The following is a 15,891-nucleotide window of genomic DNA, read 5'->3' as shown; positions in this document are numbered from 1 at the left end:
AATCAGGCAAACACGACTGTTTTGTTGCCATGGACCAGCACCCGGTCTTCAAGATGCCAGCGCAACCCTCGCGCCAAAGCCAGCTTTTCCACATCACGCCCCAGACGGACCATGTCGTCCGGCAGACTGCGATGACTGACCCGCGTCACCTCCTGATCGATGATCGGGCCCGCATCCAGCTCGGGAGTCACGTAGTGACAGGTCGCCCCAATCAGTTTAACCCCACGCTCATAGGCCTGATGGTAAGGGCGTGCGCCCGCAAACGACGGCAGAAAACTGTGGTGAATATTGATAATACGGTGCGGGTAACGATCACAGACTTCCGTCGGCAGAATCTGCATGTAACGCGCAAGCACGACAGTATCCGCCTCATGCTCTCTGATCAGCTGGTCGACCCGTTCAAAATGAGGCTGTTTGTTCTCCGGGTCCACCGGCACACAGAAATAGGGAATACCGTGCCACTCCACCATGGAACGCAGATCCTCATGGTTGGAGATCACACAGGGGATCTCACAGAACAGCTCGTTGCTGTGGTAGCGATAGAGCAGATCAGCCAGGCAATGGGCCTCCCGGCTGGCCATCAGAATCACCCGTTTAGGTTCACTGGAGTCGTTAATCTGCCACTCCATGTCAAAGGAGTTGGCGATGGGTGTAAACGCCTCTCGCAATCGCTCGAGTGTAAACGGCAGAGAGGCTGCACTGATCTCCACCCGCATGAAAAAGTAGCGATTGACCGGATCAGAGTGCTGGTTGGCATCGATAATCGAACCACCGTGGCTGGAGATGAAATTACTGACCATCGAGACAATCCCCACCCGGTCCGGGCAGGAGAGAACTAATCGGTAGCTACGTTCCATGGGTAAACAGTCCTGCAGAGCCTGAAAACGAAAGGAGCATAGTCTACCAGTCCCGGGCCTGTGTCGGGAGTCCGATGATACCGGCCAGCTCACTGGTGCGATTCGGCACTGTGTGCTCGAAAGCCAACACGGCTCAGGCTACTATGGACCTAAAACGACAGTGACAGGAAGCCCCTCTATGAGTTTTACGCCGGAAAAACTGGCACCGCTTAAAGCCTGCCGTCTCGGTATCGACACCCACCATGAACCCACCCTGTTTTTGCGAGCTGACAGCCCGGTCTGCCGCTCAGAGGGGTTTGAAAGCCTGTCCCGTGTGCAGGTCATCTGCGAAGGTCGTCACATCATCGCCTCTCTTAATATTGTCAGCTCCGATCTGCTAGCTCCGGACCAGGCGGGCTTCTCGGAATCCGCCTGGTCACGTCTGGAACTGCACGCGAACGCGGAGATCTGGCTCTCGCATCCACGCCCGGTGCAATCGCTCTCCTATGTGCGTGCCAAGGTCTATGGTCATGAACTGGATGCCCTGCAGATTCAGAGCATTATCAACGACATCGTCGAGGGCCGGTATGCGGATGTGCATCTGGCCGCGTTTATTACCGCCTGCGGGGATGACGCGCTCAGCGACCACGAAATCACCTGCCTGACCGAAGCGATGGTAAAAGCCGGTAGCCGCATCGACTGGGGACTGGAACAGGTGATCGATAAACACTGTGTAGGTGGTTTACCGGGCAACCGGACAACGCCGATTGTCGTATCTATACTGACAGCCCATGGGCTGACTGTACCCAAAACCTCCTCCCGGGCGATCACCTCCCCCGCCGGGACCGCCGATACCATGGAAACCCTGACCAATGTCAGCCTCTCGCTCGAACAGATGCGCCGGGTTGTGCATGACCGGGGCGGCTGTCTGGCCTGGGGCGGCTCGGTACGCCTGAGCCCGGCAGATGACTTGCTGATTCAAGTGGAGCGTGCGCTGGATATCGACAGCGAAGGCCAGTTGATCGCCTCCGTGTTATCGAAAAAACTGGCCGCAGGCGCCACCCATGTACTGATCGATATTCCGGTCGGGCCCACCGCCAAGGTCCGCAGCCAGGACGCTGCCGAACGCCTGGCCGCAAGCTTCAGAACGGTAGCCGCCAACCTCGGGCTGCAGTTGCAGGTACTGATGACCGATGGCCGCCAACCGATCGGACGCGGTATCGGTCCGGCCCTGGAAGCGCACGATATTTTAGCGGTGTTGAAGAATAAACCTGACGCTCCGCAAGATCTGCTGGAGCGTGCCGTACTGATTGCCGGGACCATGCTGGAGATGGTTGGCGCCGTCGAGACCGGTAAGGGTACAAGCAGCGCGCAGGACGCAATAAGTTCAGGCCGGGCCTGGGAGCAGTTCCAGGGTATTTGCCAGGCACAGGGCGGCCTGCGCGTCCCGCCAGTGGCACCCTACCGCTATGCCCTGGTCGCACCACACGATTGCGAGATCCTCGATGTGGATAACCGCCAGCTGGCAAAGATTGCGAAGCTGGCCGGTGCACCGGCCGACCCCGCTGCCGGTGTTGAGCTGCACGTCAAGATCGGCGACCGGGTCGAACAGAATGCACTGCTGCTGACTATCCATGCGGAAAATGCCGGTGAGCTCAATTACGCCGTCGACTACCTCTGCGACCACAAGCTGGTACTGACGCTCAGTGACGATCAGGAGAATGCTGTATGACCGCGCCTTTACTATTCAACCTGGATTCAGACCCGGACCTGGCAACTCGCCTGCGCAACGCACTCGATGCCGAAGCCGGAGCACTGGAGCAGCGCCACTTTCCGGATGGCGAGAGCTACATGCGGGTCCACAGTGATCCGAAACAGCGTGACTGTCTGATACTCTGTAACCTTTACCGCCCGGATGAGCGCGTATTACGGCTGCTGTTCCTGTCCCATACGCTGCGCGAGCTGGGCGCTCGACAAGTCGGGCTCATTACCCCTTACCTGCCCTACATGCGACAGGATAAACGATTTCACCCCGGGGAATGCGTCAGTTCACGGCCGTTTGCGCAGCTGCTCTCCGCTGCCATCGACTGGCTGGTCACCTGCGACCCCCACCTTCACCGTTACGATTCACTGGATCAGGTCTATACCCTGCGAAGTCAGGTGGTACATGCCGCCCCCATGATTGCCCAATGGATTCGCGACAACCTCAACCAGCCCCTGTTGATCGGACCCGACAGCGAAAGTGAACAGTGGGTTGCCGAAGTGGCCAGGCTGGCTGACGCTCCCTGCCAGGTACTCACCAAGGAACGGCGTGGCGACTACGATGTGAGCGTATCTCTGCCGAATGTGGATCGCTGGCGTAACCATACCCCGGTACTGGTGGACGACATTATCTCCAGCGGACGGACAATGCTGGAAACCATCAGTCACCTGCAGAGTGCGGGCCTGCCGCGGCCAACCATTATTGCCGTGCATGGGCTTTTTGCCGGCGACGCCTACCGCGCCCTCAGCGCTGTTTCAGACGTCGTTACCAGCGAATCGATCCCTCACCCCAGCAACGGTATCAGCCTGTCCGCCGCGCTGGCCGATGCGGCCCGTCACCTGCTCGACGGGCCGGAATGATTCGATCCATGCATGCCTGTTATGCCGACGGGGGACTGGTCCGCAGGAGGTCAAGACTGGCATTATATCGATCCAAAGCGATTTAAGCCGTTTTAACAAGCTGAAGGACCCCGCAATCGATGAACCCGGTAATTGACCTGCTTAAGCAGCACCGCTCCATCCGCAAGTTCAAGGCAGAAGCCGTCGACCAGACAACGCTCAACACGCTGATTGAGGCGGGCCAGAGTGCCGCCACGTCCAGTTTTATCCAGGCCTGCACCGTTATTCAGATTACCAACCCGCAGATCCGCGCTCAGCTGGCCGAATGTGCCGGCAATCAGGCCTATGTTGAAAGCGCGCCTCAGTTCCTGGTGTTCTGCGCCGACATGCAGCGCCATAAACTCGCCTGCGATATGCACCAGGCACCGATGCAGTCCGGCTTCACCGAACAGTTCCTGACCGCTTCCCTGGATTGCGCACTGTTCGCCCAGAATGTCATGGTCGCAGCCGAATCACTTGGCCTCGGTGGCGTATACATTGGTGGTCTGCGTAACCAGATTGCCCGGGTCGCCGACCTGTTAGAGCTGCCGGAGCTGGTTTATCCCGTATTTGGCCTCTGCCTGGGTTATCCGGATCAGGACCCGGAAACCAAACCACGCCTGCCCTTGCCCGTCGTACTCAAGCAGGATCGCTACGATGACAGCGCCGACCGTGAGCGGATAGCCACCTACGACGAATCGGTGCGTCACTATTACCAGACCCGCACCGGCGGCACAAAAGAGATGACCTGGAGTGAACAGATTTCAGGCATGCTCAACAAGGAAGCCAGGCCCCACATGCTGGAGTTCTTGCGCAGTCGCGGATTTCTCCAAAAATAGCCACCAACCGGTGTGGACAGGCCTCGACTCTGGTCTATGATAGGGGTGTAAGCGTTGAATTTGCAGGAGCGATGGAATCATGCCTGAGAGACATATTAACGCCTTGCTGGATGAGTTAGAGAGCCGTTCACGCCAGGTCGCCAACGAGCGTGACGTGACTCTGAAGATCGATCAGGAAGACCTGATCCGCCTCAAGGCCCTGTCCGAGGTGTACGGCCTCACCATCGACGAAGTCACGGCCTGTTTACTGCATCAGATACTTCTCGACGTGGAAGAAAAGATGCCGTACCGGGCCGGAAACCGGATTATCCGGGTAGAAGATGACGAACCGGTCTACGAGGATATCGGACCCACCCCGCGTTACCTGGAAGCCAAACGTCGCCTGGAACAGGATTGCGCCTGACACCCCTTTACCGGATGGGCGAGCAACGCGAAAATAGCACGTACTCAGCCGTTGCAGCAGGAGCGTCGCTATCAAACCCATCCGCCCTATCCCCGTCAACATCATCTCCGGCTATCTCGGGGCCGGTAAATCCACACTGATCAACCACCTGCTGGCCCAGAAGCCTGATACAGAGTACTGGGCCCTGCTGATCAACGAATTTGGCCAGATTGGCATCGATCAGGCGTTGGTTGGGCATGGAACCGGAGCGGACGTCAGCATCCGTGAAATACCGGGGGGCTGCCTGTGTTGCGCACAAGGTCCCCAGCTCAGGGTTGCTCTAACACAGTTAATCGCAAGGCAACGCCCGGACCGATTACTGATTGAGCCCACCGGCCTGGGCCATCCGGCGGGCATCGTGCAACTGCTGAACTCCCCCGGAATCACCGAAGCGGTATCACTGAGAACCATCATTACAGTGGTCGATCCAGCGATTCTCGACACGCCGGAGTTAATTCAAAACCCGGTATTTGCTCAGCAGGTTGAGATCGCCGACTTGATCGCTGTCAGCAAGTCCGATTTGAGGAATCCGGCGCAGGTTGAGGAGGCCTGCGAGCTGTCCCGCAATATGTATCCGCCCAAATGGCGAGTAATCCGGCTACAGCAAGGGAGCCTGCCACCCGATCTGCTCGACCATCCCAGTGCAGCGAGTACACACAAGACCCAATCCGCTCCCCGGCTCACATTGCCAACACAGGATGTTCCTGTGTCACAGCCAGTTTCTCAACCGGAGCCGGGGCAGCCGATTGCGCTGAACCATTCGGAACAGGGGGTACACGCCTACAGCTGGCTATTCCACCCCGATGACTGCTTTGATACCGAACGCACACGACGCTTCTTAACCGCGATAAAAGGGGTAAAGCGGATCAAGGCGGCACTTCGCATCGGCCACGCATGGCTGGGCTATAACAGAGTCATCGACGACGAGCGTGTCTTTCCGCTCAACTGGCGCAGGGATTCCCGGCTGGAAATACTGAGCGATCAACCGCTGGACAAGCGGCATATTGAGGAAGGGCTGCTGGCGTGCCTGAAACAGGCTGAGCCCTGAAGGGGGTTCAGGCAGGGAGGACGGACGCCAGACGCCCGCCACCCTGCTGATTACAGCGTCTCTCGATTAAGAAACAACTGTTACGTTATCAGCCTGCGGACCTTTCTGGCCCTGAGTTACTTCAAAAGTAACCTGCTGATTTTCGTGCAGAGTGCGACGACCGGTACCGTTGATGGCGCGGAAGTGTACGAATACGTCAGGACCGTTTTCCTGCTGGATAAAGCCGAAGCCTTTCTCATCGTTGAACCATTTAACGGTGCCGGTTACGAGCTGTGACATGTTTTGCCTCTTTCTTTTATCTTTCCAAGCCAGCCATTTTGGCTGACGACTTCTTGCTGACCACCATCCCCAGGGTGCTGGCCGTTAATTGGCGCCACGGTGTGTTCGATTCAAGCACCGTCAACCGCCTGGTGACACTCCCGGGGGAAAGCCACCGTTCCGGCAACCGCGTGTGGCTCCACTCGCGGATGCTGAACATGTTGTGCCGCAGTCAGAACCTGCGACCACCTCAGATCGACCGACCTGCCCCGCCATCAACGGACGGAATTCCGGACAAGCCGATAACGTTACGCCGCCAGCAAAGGCAAGCGAACAGCATCTGATCGAATACTTGTTTCAAACGGAAAACCGCGACCGGACGGCCGCCAAAGGCAGGTAAAAAAGTCGCTTCAAAGGCCGTCGGTCCCTGACTTTTGGATCGTACCGGCAAATTATGAAGCTTTGCGGTCAGCTGACCGCGATCTATCTGTAGCATCAAACTGTGTGTAACTCCGAACCAGCATCCCCGCTGGCGGGCCCGACCAACTCTCAACAAACAATCATCCGGTTCTGTACATCCGGCTCCACGACCGCTTGCATAACCTAGCCTGGCACCTGCGTCAGTGGCACTCCTCCACTGATAACACCGTGCCCGGGCCGCCGATCGGAAAGCGACCTTTTCCGCATAATACTCCAGTTCATTTTGATTACAATGGCTCCTTATGCCGAATTACGCAGGATTGATGATTTTTGCCTAGGATTGACTCAAGGCGTTAAACCCCAAGGAGTAAAAAGGATGAAGCTCAGATTCGTACACAAGATATTCCTGCTGATATTGATTCCAATGTTGCTGCTCAGTTTGATCCTGGGACAGCGGATATTGGGTCAGATCGGGACAAGCAACCGACTGGAGCGTCTTGAGCAGTATGCGGAGCTTTCGACTCGGAACAGTACGCTGGTCCATGAACTGCAAAAAGAGCGTGGCGCAACCAGCGGATGGCTGGGTTCCAATGACGGTACCTTCGCCGACAAACTGCGCCAACAGCGACAAACGACCGACCGTGTTCTCCAGCAATGGAACGACTACCGGACCGGACTTGAAGTGGATGACGCCCTTATCCAATCCACGCTATCAAGAATTCAGCAGCAGCTGTCCCGCCTGCAGCAGGTTCGCACCAAAGTCGATGCACGTAACATCCCATTGGGCGATGCTCTGGGTTACTACACCGGGCTGAATCGCGATCTGCTGTCAGTAGCCGCGGAGATCTCCCGAATCAGCAACAGTGTCGAACTCAGCCGTATCGCCAGTGCATTTTTCTCATTTCTGCAGGCCAAAGAAAGAGCCGGTATTGAACGCGCAGTTCTCAGTAACACCTTTGCCGGCGACCAATTCGCCCCGGGGCTGTACGCCCGGTTTCTGACCCTGGTGTCGGAGCAGGATACCTATCTGTCACAGTTCGCCGTCTCAGCGCCTGATGCCCTCGAGGAACAGTGGGCCTCATTGACCAGCCGTCCCGCTTTCAACGAAGTGAGCCGTCTCAGGGCCATCGCCAGGGATAATGCGCAGGCCGGCGGTTTCAACGTCAGCGGACCGGACTGGTTCGAGAAAGCAACGGCACGCATCAACCTGATGAAGGAGATGGAGAACGAAATCGCCGATGCCTTGCTCAACCAGGCCAATATCGACCATGAGACGGCCTGGCGCAGCGTATGGCTGCAGCTGGCCTTACTCATCGGTACTCTGCTATTCATCGGCCTGTGCTCGTTCTGGATCACGCGCACCGTTCAACGCCAGGTCGCCTCACTTGGCGCGACGATGGACCGGGTTCGCAAGGAACACGATCTTTCAGCCCGGGCCGATGTGCTCACGGGGGACGAACTGGGGGATGTGGCTCGAGCGCTCAACCATACCCTGGAAGGGTTTGCGTCGGCGATCAAGGAAGTAACCGTGGCGAGCCGACAGCTCAGCGAAGAGGCACGCAACACCCAGAATACGGTCCGTGAGACACATGCCAGTCTAAACGCTCAGAATACGGAAACGATGCAGGTCTCAGCCGCTATCGAGGAAGTATCCACGGCGATTGCGGATGTGGCCAACAGCACGTCGAATGCATCCGATGCGGCCCGTTCAGCAAACGACCTCGCCGCTGACGGTCACCGCCGGATGCAGCAGGCTTTCAGCGCCATCTCAAAGCTGGGAGAGGATATCTCCCGGGTTGGCGACATGACCCAGCAACTCAAGGTCAGCAGTGGCACAATCTCTGAAGTGATTGATGTGATCAATGCTATTTCGGAGCAGACCAACCTGCTGGCATTAAACGCGGCCATTGAAGCGGCCCGTGCCGGCGAACAGGGAAGAGGCTTCTCCGTGGTCGCCGATGAAGTACGTACTCTGGCTCAGCGAACTCACGACTCTACAGCCAAGGTCGAGCAGATCATCAAGAAGCTTCAGGACCAGACCGACGAGGCAAGTAGCCTGATGGAGGAGAATCAGCGCGATATGGACTCAACCACCGAGCAGATCCGCGAAGTGGGAGAAGCGCTCGATCAGATCGTCAACGCGGTGGAAAACATCACCTCACTTTCGACTCAGATTGCAGCCGCCGCTGAGGAGGAATCGACCGCCATGAATGATATTGGCCGCAGCATCGCGACCATCGATTCAAGTGCGGAAAGGATCAGTGACCACGCGCGCGATCTGAGCGACCATGCGGAGCAACAGGCGCAGATGGCAGAGCAACTCGAGCAGCTGATCAGCCGGTTCCGTTTAGAGCGCCCCCCCAAAACTTAAACGCGGCGCGCTTTGCCGGTGGTGCCGCCAGACGTCTTCTTGGCGGAAACAGGCTTCTTACCCGCCGCTTTACGCGGCTTTCCGGAGCCATTGCTGCGAGGGGGTAAGCCGTTGTGCTGGGTCAGTATCCGCCCCTTGCCCGCTCGCGCTGACTGGCGCGAGTTTTTGCGCCTTGGCGCCTGATACACCTCATCGCCCTGCTCCGCCGGAATCAATTGATGCGCACTTGGCCCGATCAGGTCAGCCCGGCCCATTTCGGTCAGAGCGGCCCGGAGCATCGGCCAGTTGTCAGGGTCATGCCAGCGCAGAAACGCCTTATGCAGACGTCTCTGACGCTCCCCCTTTACCGTCTCGACCTTTTCGCTGCTCTTCTTGTAACTGAGCCGGCGCAGCGGGTTGCGGCCGGAGTGGTACATGGCAGTAGCCGTCGCCATGGGCGAGGGGTAAAACGCCTGAACCTGATCCGCTTTGAAGCCGTTTTGCTTAAGCCATAGCGCCAGATTCATCATATCTTCATCGGTCGTCCCCGGATGCGCCGCGATAAAGTAGGGGATCAAGTACTGCTGCTTCCCCGCTTCCGCGGAAAAACGCTCGAACATCTGCTTAAACGCATCGTAGGTGCCGATCCCCGGCTTCATCATCTTATCAAGCGGGCCGCGCTCGGTATGCTCCGGTGCGATTTTCAGGTAACCACCGACATGATGGGTCACCAGCTCACGTACATACTCGGGATCTTCCACCGCCAGATCATAACGCAGCCCGGACGCGATCAATATCTTCTTGACCCCTTTGAGCCGGCGCGCCTCGCGATAGAGACGGGTCAACGCCGAGTGATCAGTATTGAGATTCTGGCAGATACTCGGGTAAACGCAGGAGGGCTTGCGACAGGCCGCCTCAATCTCCGGGCTTTTACAGGCAATCCGGTACATATTCGCCGTGGGACCGCCCAGATCAGAGATCACGCCCGTGAATCCGGGCACACGATCGCGGATTTGCTCAATTTCACGAATGATCGAATCCTGCGACCGATTCTGAATGATGCGCCCCTCGTGCTCCGTGATGGAACAGAAGGTACAACCACCGAAACAACCCCGCATGATATTCACAGAGAAGCGAATCATCGTATACGCGGGTATCTCCGCTTTGCCGTAGGCCGGGTGAGGCACCCGCGCATAGGGCAGATCAAAGACATAATCCATCTCTTGGGTAGTGAGAGGAATTGGCGGTGCGTTGAGCCAGACCTCCTGATCGCCATGTAACTGCACCAGTGCGCGTGCATTGCCCGGGTTGGTCTCCAGGTGCAGCACGCGACTGGCGTGGGCATAGAGCACCGGATCCTTACTCACTTTTTCGAATGACGGAATTCGAATGACGGTTCGGCTCCGATCGAGGCGACGGCGAACATCGCGAAGCGACTCAACCTCCAGCGGCTGTGCATCGGCAGCCTCCGGCTCCGAGCGCTCACCCTGTTCCAGCTCACAGGCAGGCAGATCCCGGGTGTTCACATAAGGATTGATGATTTTGTCAACTTTGCCCGGCCGGTCGATACGGGTGGAATCGATCTCCATCCAGCCTTCAGGAGTATCTTTGCGAACAAATGCCGTACCGCGGATATCCCGTATCTGATCAATCGACTCTCCAGCGTCCAGGCGATGGGCAAGCTCCACAACCGCACGCTCAGCGTTACCGTAGAGCAGAAGATCGGCACGGGCATCGAGCAGAATTGAGCGACGGACCTTATCCTGCCAGTAATCATAGTGCGCAATGCGACGCAGAGAGGCTTCGATTCCGCCTAGGACGATCGGCACATCTTTATACGCTTCCCGGCAGCGTTGGCTGTAAACCAGGCTGGCACGGTCAGGGCGTTTACCCGCCTGTCCGCCCGGCGTATATGCGTCGTCCGAGCGCTTTTTCCGGTCCGCGGTGTAGCGATTAATCATGGAGTCCATATTGCCGGCCGCGACACCGAAGAACAGCCGGGGCTTTCCCAGCGCCTTAAACGCATCTGCGCTGTGCCAGTCCGGCTGGGCGATAATACCGACCCGAAAACCCTGCGACTCCAGTAAGCGCCCAATTATAGCCATACCGAAGGAAGGATGGTCGACGTAAGCATCCCCGGTCACGACGATAATATCGCAGGCATCCCAGCCCAGACGGTCCATTTCCGCACGGGACATGGGCAGAAACGGTGCAGGATCACCGCCCGCTGAGGAGCGCGCGAGTGAATACAAATCAGCTGGAGTCGACATAACTTAAGAACAAACCGATTGGGAAGTGAAGCGGATACTCAGTATACAGCGTCCGACCTGCCACATACCAATGTAGCACTGTTTATTAGCCACTTTTATTAGCCTTACGATGACGACTTTGCCAGCATAAAGCATTACACTTTGTCTAGTTTTTAACCGCACTTCGGAGCCTTGGATGCCCTTGCTAACGCGTTTGATCGGTCTAGCCTGCTGCCTGACCCTGGTTTCGGCTCAGGCGGCCGAACTGACCGTCGCCACTGAAGGCGCCTACCCTCCCTTCAGTTACTTCGATGCCAACGGGGAGCTGGCCGGGTTTGACGTGGACATCGCTCAGGCGCTGTGTGAGACCATGCAAACCAACTGCGAAATCAAAGCGGTGCCCTGGGTTGAGCTGCTGGATCGGATGGAAGCCGGTGAGCTCGACATGATTGTCGCCAGCATGGCAAAAACCCGCGAACGGTCTGAACGCGTGGATTTCACCCGCCACTACTACCGGTCTCACTCCATTTTTGCAGGTGACCCCAAACGCTTCAGCAAAACCACCCCCGAAGCCCTGACCGGAACTCGGCTGGCCACCGGTCGCAACACCATTCAATCGACCTTCCTTGAACAGCAGTACACTCAGAGCGAAATCGTGCTGACAAGCGACCAGACGGAGGCCCTGGAACTGCTCAAAGAGGACAAGGTGGATCTGGTTCTGTCCGACACCATCAACCTTCTTGATTTTCTGCAGACTCCCGAGGGAGCCCGTTTTGATTTCGTCGGCGGTCCGTTGTCCGCCAAAGCGCTGAAAAGCGAGGCGCATATTGCGGTTCCCAAGGGCCGTGACGCGCTCCGCGAGAAAGTGAACTCAGCGCTGGAACAGATACGGCTGGATGGCAGTTACGACCGCATCAACCGTAAATACTTCCCTTTCAGCATCTATTGATCGCGCATTCTTATGGAAAGCGACAAGCGCCGTACAAAAACGAAGCGGGGACGTCATCCAAGCCTGGCCAATACGCTCCACCTGGGTATTTTCGGTCTGTTTCTGCTGTTTTTGCTATCGGTCTGGCTTGCCATGCCACTGCTGGAAGGTATCGTTACCAAGGCTCAGGAAACCCGCGATACGCACCTGCCAGCGATCACCCGAGGTCAGCACAACGCGCAACGGGCAGAGCAGCTGTACAGCTACATCAACACCCTGTTCTGGGTCGAAGACGATTTTGTTGCACGCCAGGCGCGCCTGCAGGCTCAGGTTCTGGTCCACAGTTTCGCTTTTGAAGCCGAGCCTGAGATCTCCAACCAAGCCAACAGTGTACTGGACCACGTACTGAGCCTGGCAACCACCCGGCGAGAACAGCGACAGATCATACTACGCCTCGGAGATATCGCCATTCAGCAGATCCGGCTCAGCGAAGCGCTGGAGGAGACGCTGAACGCAAACACCAGCCTGGTCAGTCTCAGCCACCAGCTCATGCGTCTGGCAGCAGGCACACGCCATGCGTCGATCCATTCATCAGACTGGGGGGCGTTGATCCGCGTCGCCCAGGCGATTCAACGGGCTCTGGTCAACACCGAAACGTCAGCGCCCACCCCTTCCATTCAAACCCGGTTGGACGCGATCCGGACGCTGCTGTCAGCGCAGCTGGAGTCCCTCAATCGCATGATCATCCTGGAGAAACAGGCGGAAGATTTTCGTCAAGCTTCGCTGGCCGCTCAACAAGCCTTGACCGGCATGCTGAACTCCGACGCAGCCTACCGCACGCAACAGCTCGCCGAGCGTATGGAATCTGATGCCCTTCAGGTAAAAAACTACACTCTCGCCCTGCTGGCACTTTTTGTTGTCTTGGGCAGCCTGCTTCTGTTCTGCTTCAACCGCCTGGTGCTGCGCCCCATCCTGGTCGCCACCCATGCGCTGGAACGCGTCGGCCAGGGCGATGTTCCGCCCCCGTTCAAACACCCGGTACTTTTTTCCGAACTCAATGCAATCTGCGGCAGCGTCAAACGCTATGGCGATATGACGTTAAAGCTGCAACGGGCCAACGAGGAGTTACAGCAGCTGTCGCAGCTGGATGGTCTGACCGGCCTGGGTAATCGTCGGCGGTTTGATACTGCCCTGAATGCGGAGTGGGACCGGGCCTGCCGCCATGGACACAGCCTCTGCCTGATTATTTTCGACATCGATCATTTCAAGCAGATCAACGACCGCCACGGACATCTGTTCGGAGACGACTGCCTGCGCGCGTTCGCGCACCTTCTGGAGCGATCCACCCAGCGAGCCGGTGAAGTCGCCGCCCGGTACGGCGGCGAGGAGTTTATCCTGATCCTGCCTGAGATCAACTTACCTGCTGCGAAGCAGATCGCCGAACGTATACGCCAGGCAGTCCATGACCTGCATCTTGAAACAGACGGTGGCGAGCCCGTCAAAATGACGATCAGCGGTGGCCTGATTCACACTGCCAACGCACGCCTCTGCCCCACTGCCACCCTTCTACGGGAAGTGGACAACGCTCTTTACCAGGCCAAGCGGGAGGGGCGTGACCGTATCGTTACTGTCAGTAACGGCCCCGGCATCACACTCTGTACCGGAGTCGACGACTAGCCCGGTTGTCGTGGACTTTGTGACAAAGGCAACAGCGCAATTGAAATCGCGCCTTTATAAATCAAGGTATTAAGTCTGGCACACTGCTTGCGAAGTAGCTTTGAAACGCTAACCTCAGCAAGGATAAATCCGGTGAAGCTCCAGATCGAACGCTCTGTCGCAACTGAACTCTTCCAGCGCTGCCCCACACTGTCCGATTGGCAGGAACAGCTCAAGCTTGCAAGCCGCGTGGAGATCCCTTTCGAGGTACTGGATACCGATCAACTCGGCGTACTGATCGATATCTACGCGTCGGTTCCGGAGGGTCAGGGCAAATATGCCCAGCTTCAGGGGCTGCTGGAAGCCAGCTCGGACCCGGATCTGCCACGGGTGCCCGATGATCTTGAATTGCTATTGCCCGAACTGATCGCCTACCTGAGCCAGAACGTGGAGCGTGGCTGGCTGTTTCGTTTACAGGGTAACGGTACCCTGCTGCCCTGGACACCGAGCCGTATCGACTATACCCCGGCCGGCAGCGAGGAGCAGGCGCGCATCGTCATCGACTTGAAAGCAAACAGCCGCGCTAAACTGCTGACTCAGCAGCTGATCATCAGTGAGCGCGACCTGAAGGGCCAGACCCTGGTTGAATTGCTGGCCACCAAGGGGTATCTGCGCGAAACCAAAACCTTGCTGGCACGATTTGACCAAGCCACCGAGCTTTACCTGAACTGGCGTTCCAACTTTGGAGAACAGTTCTCGGGACAAGGAACCGGCATCTATGCCGAGGACCCCGCAGCCTCCCATCGCAACACAGACTGGGGACGCAAAACCCAGGTTATCCTCTCCACCAGCGGCAATCCCGCCAAGCTGGTTAACGATGAAGAGATTCTGGCTGAGCGGGAGCTGACCCTGCAACAGAGCGGCCAAATACTTGCGGCACTGGTCAAACGCATTGATCGTCAATCGAGCTTTTCCGATGAGGTGGATAAACGGATACTGACGCTGGCCGAAGCCATACCGCGGTCGATGTTTACCCGAATTCCGGTACACGGTTACATCCTGATGTTCCACTTGGATCTGCATCATCACATCTGGGTGCACGTGGATCACCTGAAACCCTATACCTACCAACCGGAGCTCAAGCACAAACTGGTGCTGCCCCAGGACCATATTGACCTGATCGACATTCTTACCGCGGAGATGGAGATCCTGCTCGACGATATCATCGACGGAAAATCAGGAGGCACCACCGTTCTATGCAGTGGGCCTGCCGGAGTCGGTAAAACACTCACCGCGGAAGTCTACGCCGAGATCATCGGGCGCCCACTGTATCGGGTGCACTCCGGTCAGCTCGGCCTTAACGTGGGCGAGATGGAGAAAAACCTCAAGGATGTGTTGATCCGTGCCCAGCGCTGGGGCGCGGTGATGTTAATCGATGAAGCGGATGTGTATATCAAGCGCCGCGACGATAACCTCACCATGAATGCCGTGGTCGGCGTTTTCCTGCGCGTGCTGGAGTATTTCAACGGCCTGCTGTTCCTGACCACCAACCGGATTGATGATATCGACGAAGCCATCATCTCCCGCTGTATCGCCATGGTCCGTTATGAACATCCCAGCCAGGAAGACCGCCAACGGATCTGGCAGGTAATGGCCGAGCAGTTCAACCTGGGTCTTGAACCCGATATGCCCGGGCTTTTATCAAAGCGCTTTGCCGGTGCCAGTGGTCGAGATATCAAGGGGCTTGCCAAACTGGTTGCCAAATTCTGCCGCTTTCGCAACTGCCCGCCTACTATGGAAGTGTTTGAACACTGTGCCAGCTTCCGTGGACTGGAGATGGAGACCGGCGTTTAACCATGACCGCACTTGTACCCGCCAGCGAATGGGTTCGAAAGCACCCGCTTTCAGCCGCGGAAATCGACTGCATCATTGCCCTCAAGCTTAAAATTCTTGATGGCAAGTGCAAGATGAACGCGGTCGACAAGCAGTTGTCCACGGAGCTCTATCAACACTCTCGGCACTTGCGCGGGCAGCACCTGGGAGAGGCAATGCATCAGTTGATCAAACGCGCCGATGAGAACTTGACCCCGGAACTGGTCGAAGAGATCTATGAGCACCGGGTATTGGCGGAAACCATGATCTCCCGTCCGGTGATGAAGGCGTTCAAGGCACGCTTGCGCGAAGAGGGGCTGCTTCCGCAGAAGGCCCCTGTCGAAAGCTGAGCA

Annotated in this window: 13 protein-coding genes; 10 read left to right on the top strand and 3 right to left on the bottom strand. The window is 57.3% G+C overall.

Going from position 1 to position 15,891, the window contains the following annotated elements; translation table 11 throughout:
• Positions 1 to 2: 2 nt before the first annotated feature.
• The gene (purU, locus tag G403_RS0103755) at positions 3 to 857 is read right to left on the bottom strand and encodes a formyltetrahydrofolate deformylase (protein ID WP_027852799.1); all 855 of its coding nucleotides are present in this window, start codon (positions 855 to 857) and stop codon (positions 3 to 5) included.
• A 178-nt stretch (positions 858 to 1,035) separates the two neighbouring features.
• Between purU and G403_RS0103750 the strand changes: the two genes are divergently transcribed.
• The 5 genes from G403_RS0103750 to G403_RS0103730 all read left to right on the top strand — a co-directional run bounded on the left by G403_RS0103750 (position 1,036) and on the right by G403_RS0103730 (position 5,805).
• Positions 1,036 to 2,568 carry a thymidine phosphorylase family protein gene (locus tag G403_RS0103750; RefSeq protein ID WP_027852798.1) on the top strand — a complete coding sequence of 511 codons (1,533 nt, stop codon included), beginning with the start codon at positions 1,036 to 1,038 and terminating at the stop codon, positions 2,566 to 2,568.
• Complete coding sequence (locus tag G403_RS0103745; protein ID WP_027852797.1) at positions 2,565 to 3,458, top strand: ribose-phosphate pyrophosphokinase; 894 nt, start codon at positions 2,565 to 2,567, stop codon at positions 3,456 to 3,458. Before G403_RS0103750 ends, G403_RS0103745 begins: the two co-directional genes overlap by 4 nt.
• Before the next feature lie 119 nt (positions 3,459 to 3,577).
• Positions 3,578 to 4,315, top strand: coding sequence for an oxygen-insensitive NADPH nitroreductase (gene nfsA / locus G403_RS0103740; RefSeq protein ID WP_027852796.1), 738 nt, complete (start codon positions 3,578 to 3,580; stop codon positions 4,313 to 4,315).
• A 79-nt stretch (positions 4,316 to 4,394) separates the two neighbouring features.
• Positions 4,395 to 4,718: a hypothetical protein gene (locus G403_RS0103735; protein ID WP_027852795.1), complete on the top strand. Its 324-nt coding sequence runs from the start codon at positions 4,395 to 4,397 to the stop codon at positions 4,716 to 4,718.
• A 70-nt stretch (positions 4,719 to 4,788) separates the two neighbouring features.
• Positions 4,789 to 5,805 carry a GTP-binding protein gene (locus tag G403_RS0103730; RefSeq protein WP_027852794.1) on the top strand — a complete coding sequence of 339 codons (1,017 nt, stop codon included), beginning with the start codon at positions 4,789 to 4,791 and terminating at the stop codon, positions 5,803 to 5,805.
• Positions 5,806 to 5,871: 66 nt separating this feature from the next.
• On the opposite strand, the gene G403_RS0103725 is transcribed toward G403_RS0103730, so the two are convergent.
• Positions 5,872 to 6,084, bottom strand: a complete 213-nt coding sequence (locus G403_RS0103725) for a cold-shock protein (RefSeq protein ID WP_027852793.1) — start codon at positions 6,082 to 6,084, stop codon at positions 5,872 to 5,874.
• 775 nt (positions 6,085 to 6,859) lie between these two features.
• Between G403_RS0103725 and G403_RS0103715 the strand changes: the two genes are divergently transcribed.
• Positions 6,860 to 8,854, top strand: coding sequence for a methyl-accepting chemotaxis protein (locus G403_RS0103715; RefSeq protein WP_027852791.1), 1,995 nt, complete (start codon positions 6,860 to 6,862; stop codon positions 8,852 to 8,854).
• Here the strand turns inward: G403_RS0103715 and G403_RS22115 are convergent.
• Positions 8,851 to 11,103, bottom strand: a complete 2,253-nt coding sequence (locus G403_RS22115) for a YgiQ family radical SAM protein (protein ID WP_051298503.1) — start codon at positions 11,101 to 11,103, stop codon at positions 8,851 to 8,853. The genes G403_RS0103715 and G403_RS22115 overlap by 4 nt on opposite strands.
• Positions 11,104 to 11,278: 175 nt before the next feature.
• Between G403_RS22115 and G403_RS0103705 the strand changes: the two genes are divergently transcribed.
• The 4 genes from G403_RS0103705 (at position 11,279) to G403_RS0103690 (ending at position 15,888) form a co-directional block, all read left to right on the top strand.
• Entirely contained in the window at positions 11,279 to 12,031 is a 753-nt protein-coding gene (locus tag G403_RS0103705; RefSeq protein WP_036232452.1) for a transporter substrate-binding domain-containing protein, read from the top strand.
• Between the two features lie 12 nt (positions 12,032 to 12,043).
• On the top strand, positions 12,044 to 13,687 hold the full coding sequence (locus G403_RS24315) for a GGDEF domain-containing protein (protein WP_051298500.1): 1,644 nt from the start codon (positions 12,044 to 12,046) through the stop codon (positions 13,685 to 13,687).
• Between the two features lie 132 nt (positions 13,688 to 13,819).
• Positions 13,820 to 15,520 carry an ATP-binding protein gene (locus G403_RS0103695; protein ID WP_027852789.1) on the top strand — a complete coding sequence of 567 codons (1,701 nt, stop codon included), beginning with the start codon at positions 13,820 to 13,822 and terminating at the stop codon, positions 15,518 to 15,520.
• A 2-nt stretch (positions 15,521 to 15,522) separates the two neighbouring features.
• Positions 15,523 to 15,888, top strand: coding sequence for a hypothetical protein (locus G403_RS0103690; RefSeq protein ID WP_027852788.1), 366 nt, complete (start codon positions 15,523 to 15,525; stop codon positions 15,886 to 15,888).
• Positions 15,889 to 15,891 lie beyond the last annotated feature (3 nt).

Source organism: Marinobacterium litorale DSM 23545 (assembly GCF_000428985.1).
GTDB classification, from domain to species: domain Bacteria; phylum Pseudomonadota; class Gammaproteobacteria; order Pseudomonadales; family Balneatricaceae; genus Marinobacterium_D; species Marinobacterium_D litorale.
The sequence above is the reverse complement of the archived record's forward strand: the minus strand, read 5'-3'. Positions and strand labels throughout refer to the sequence as shown.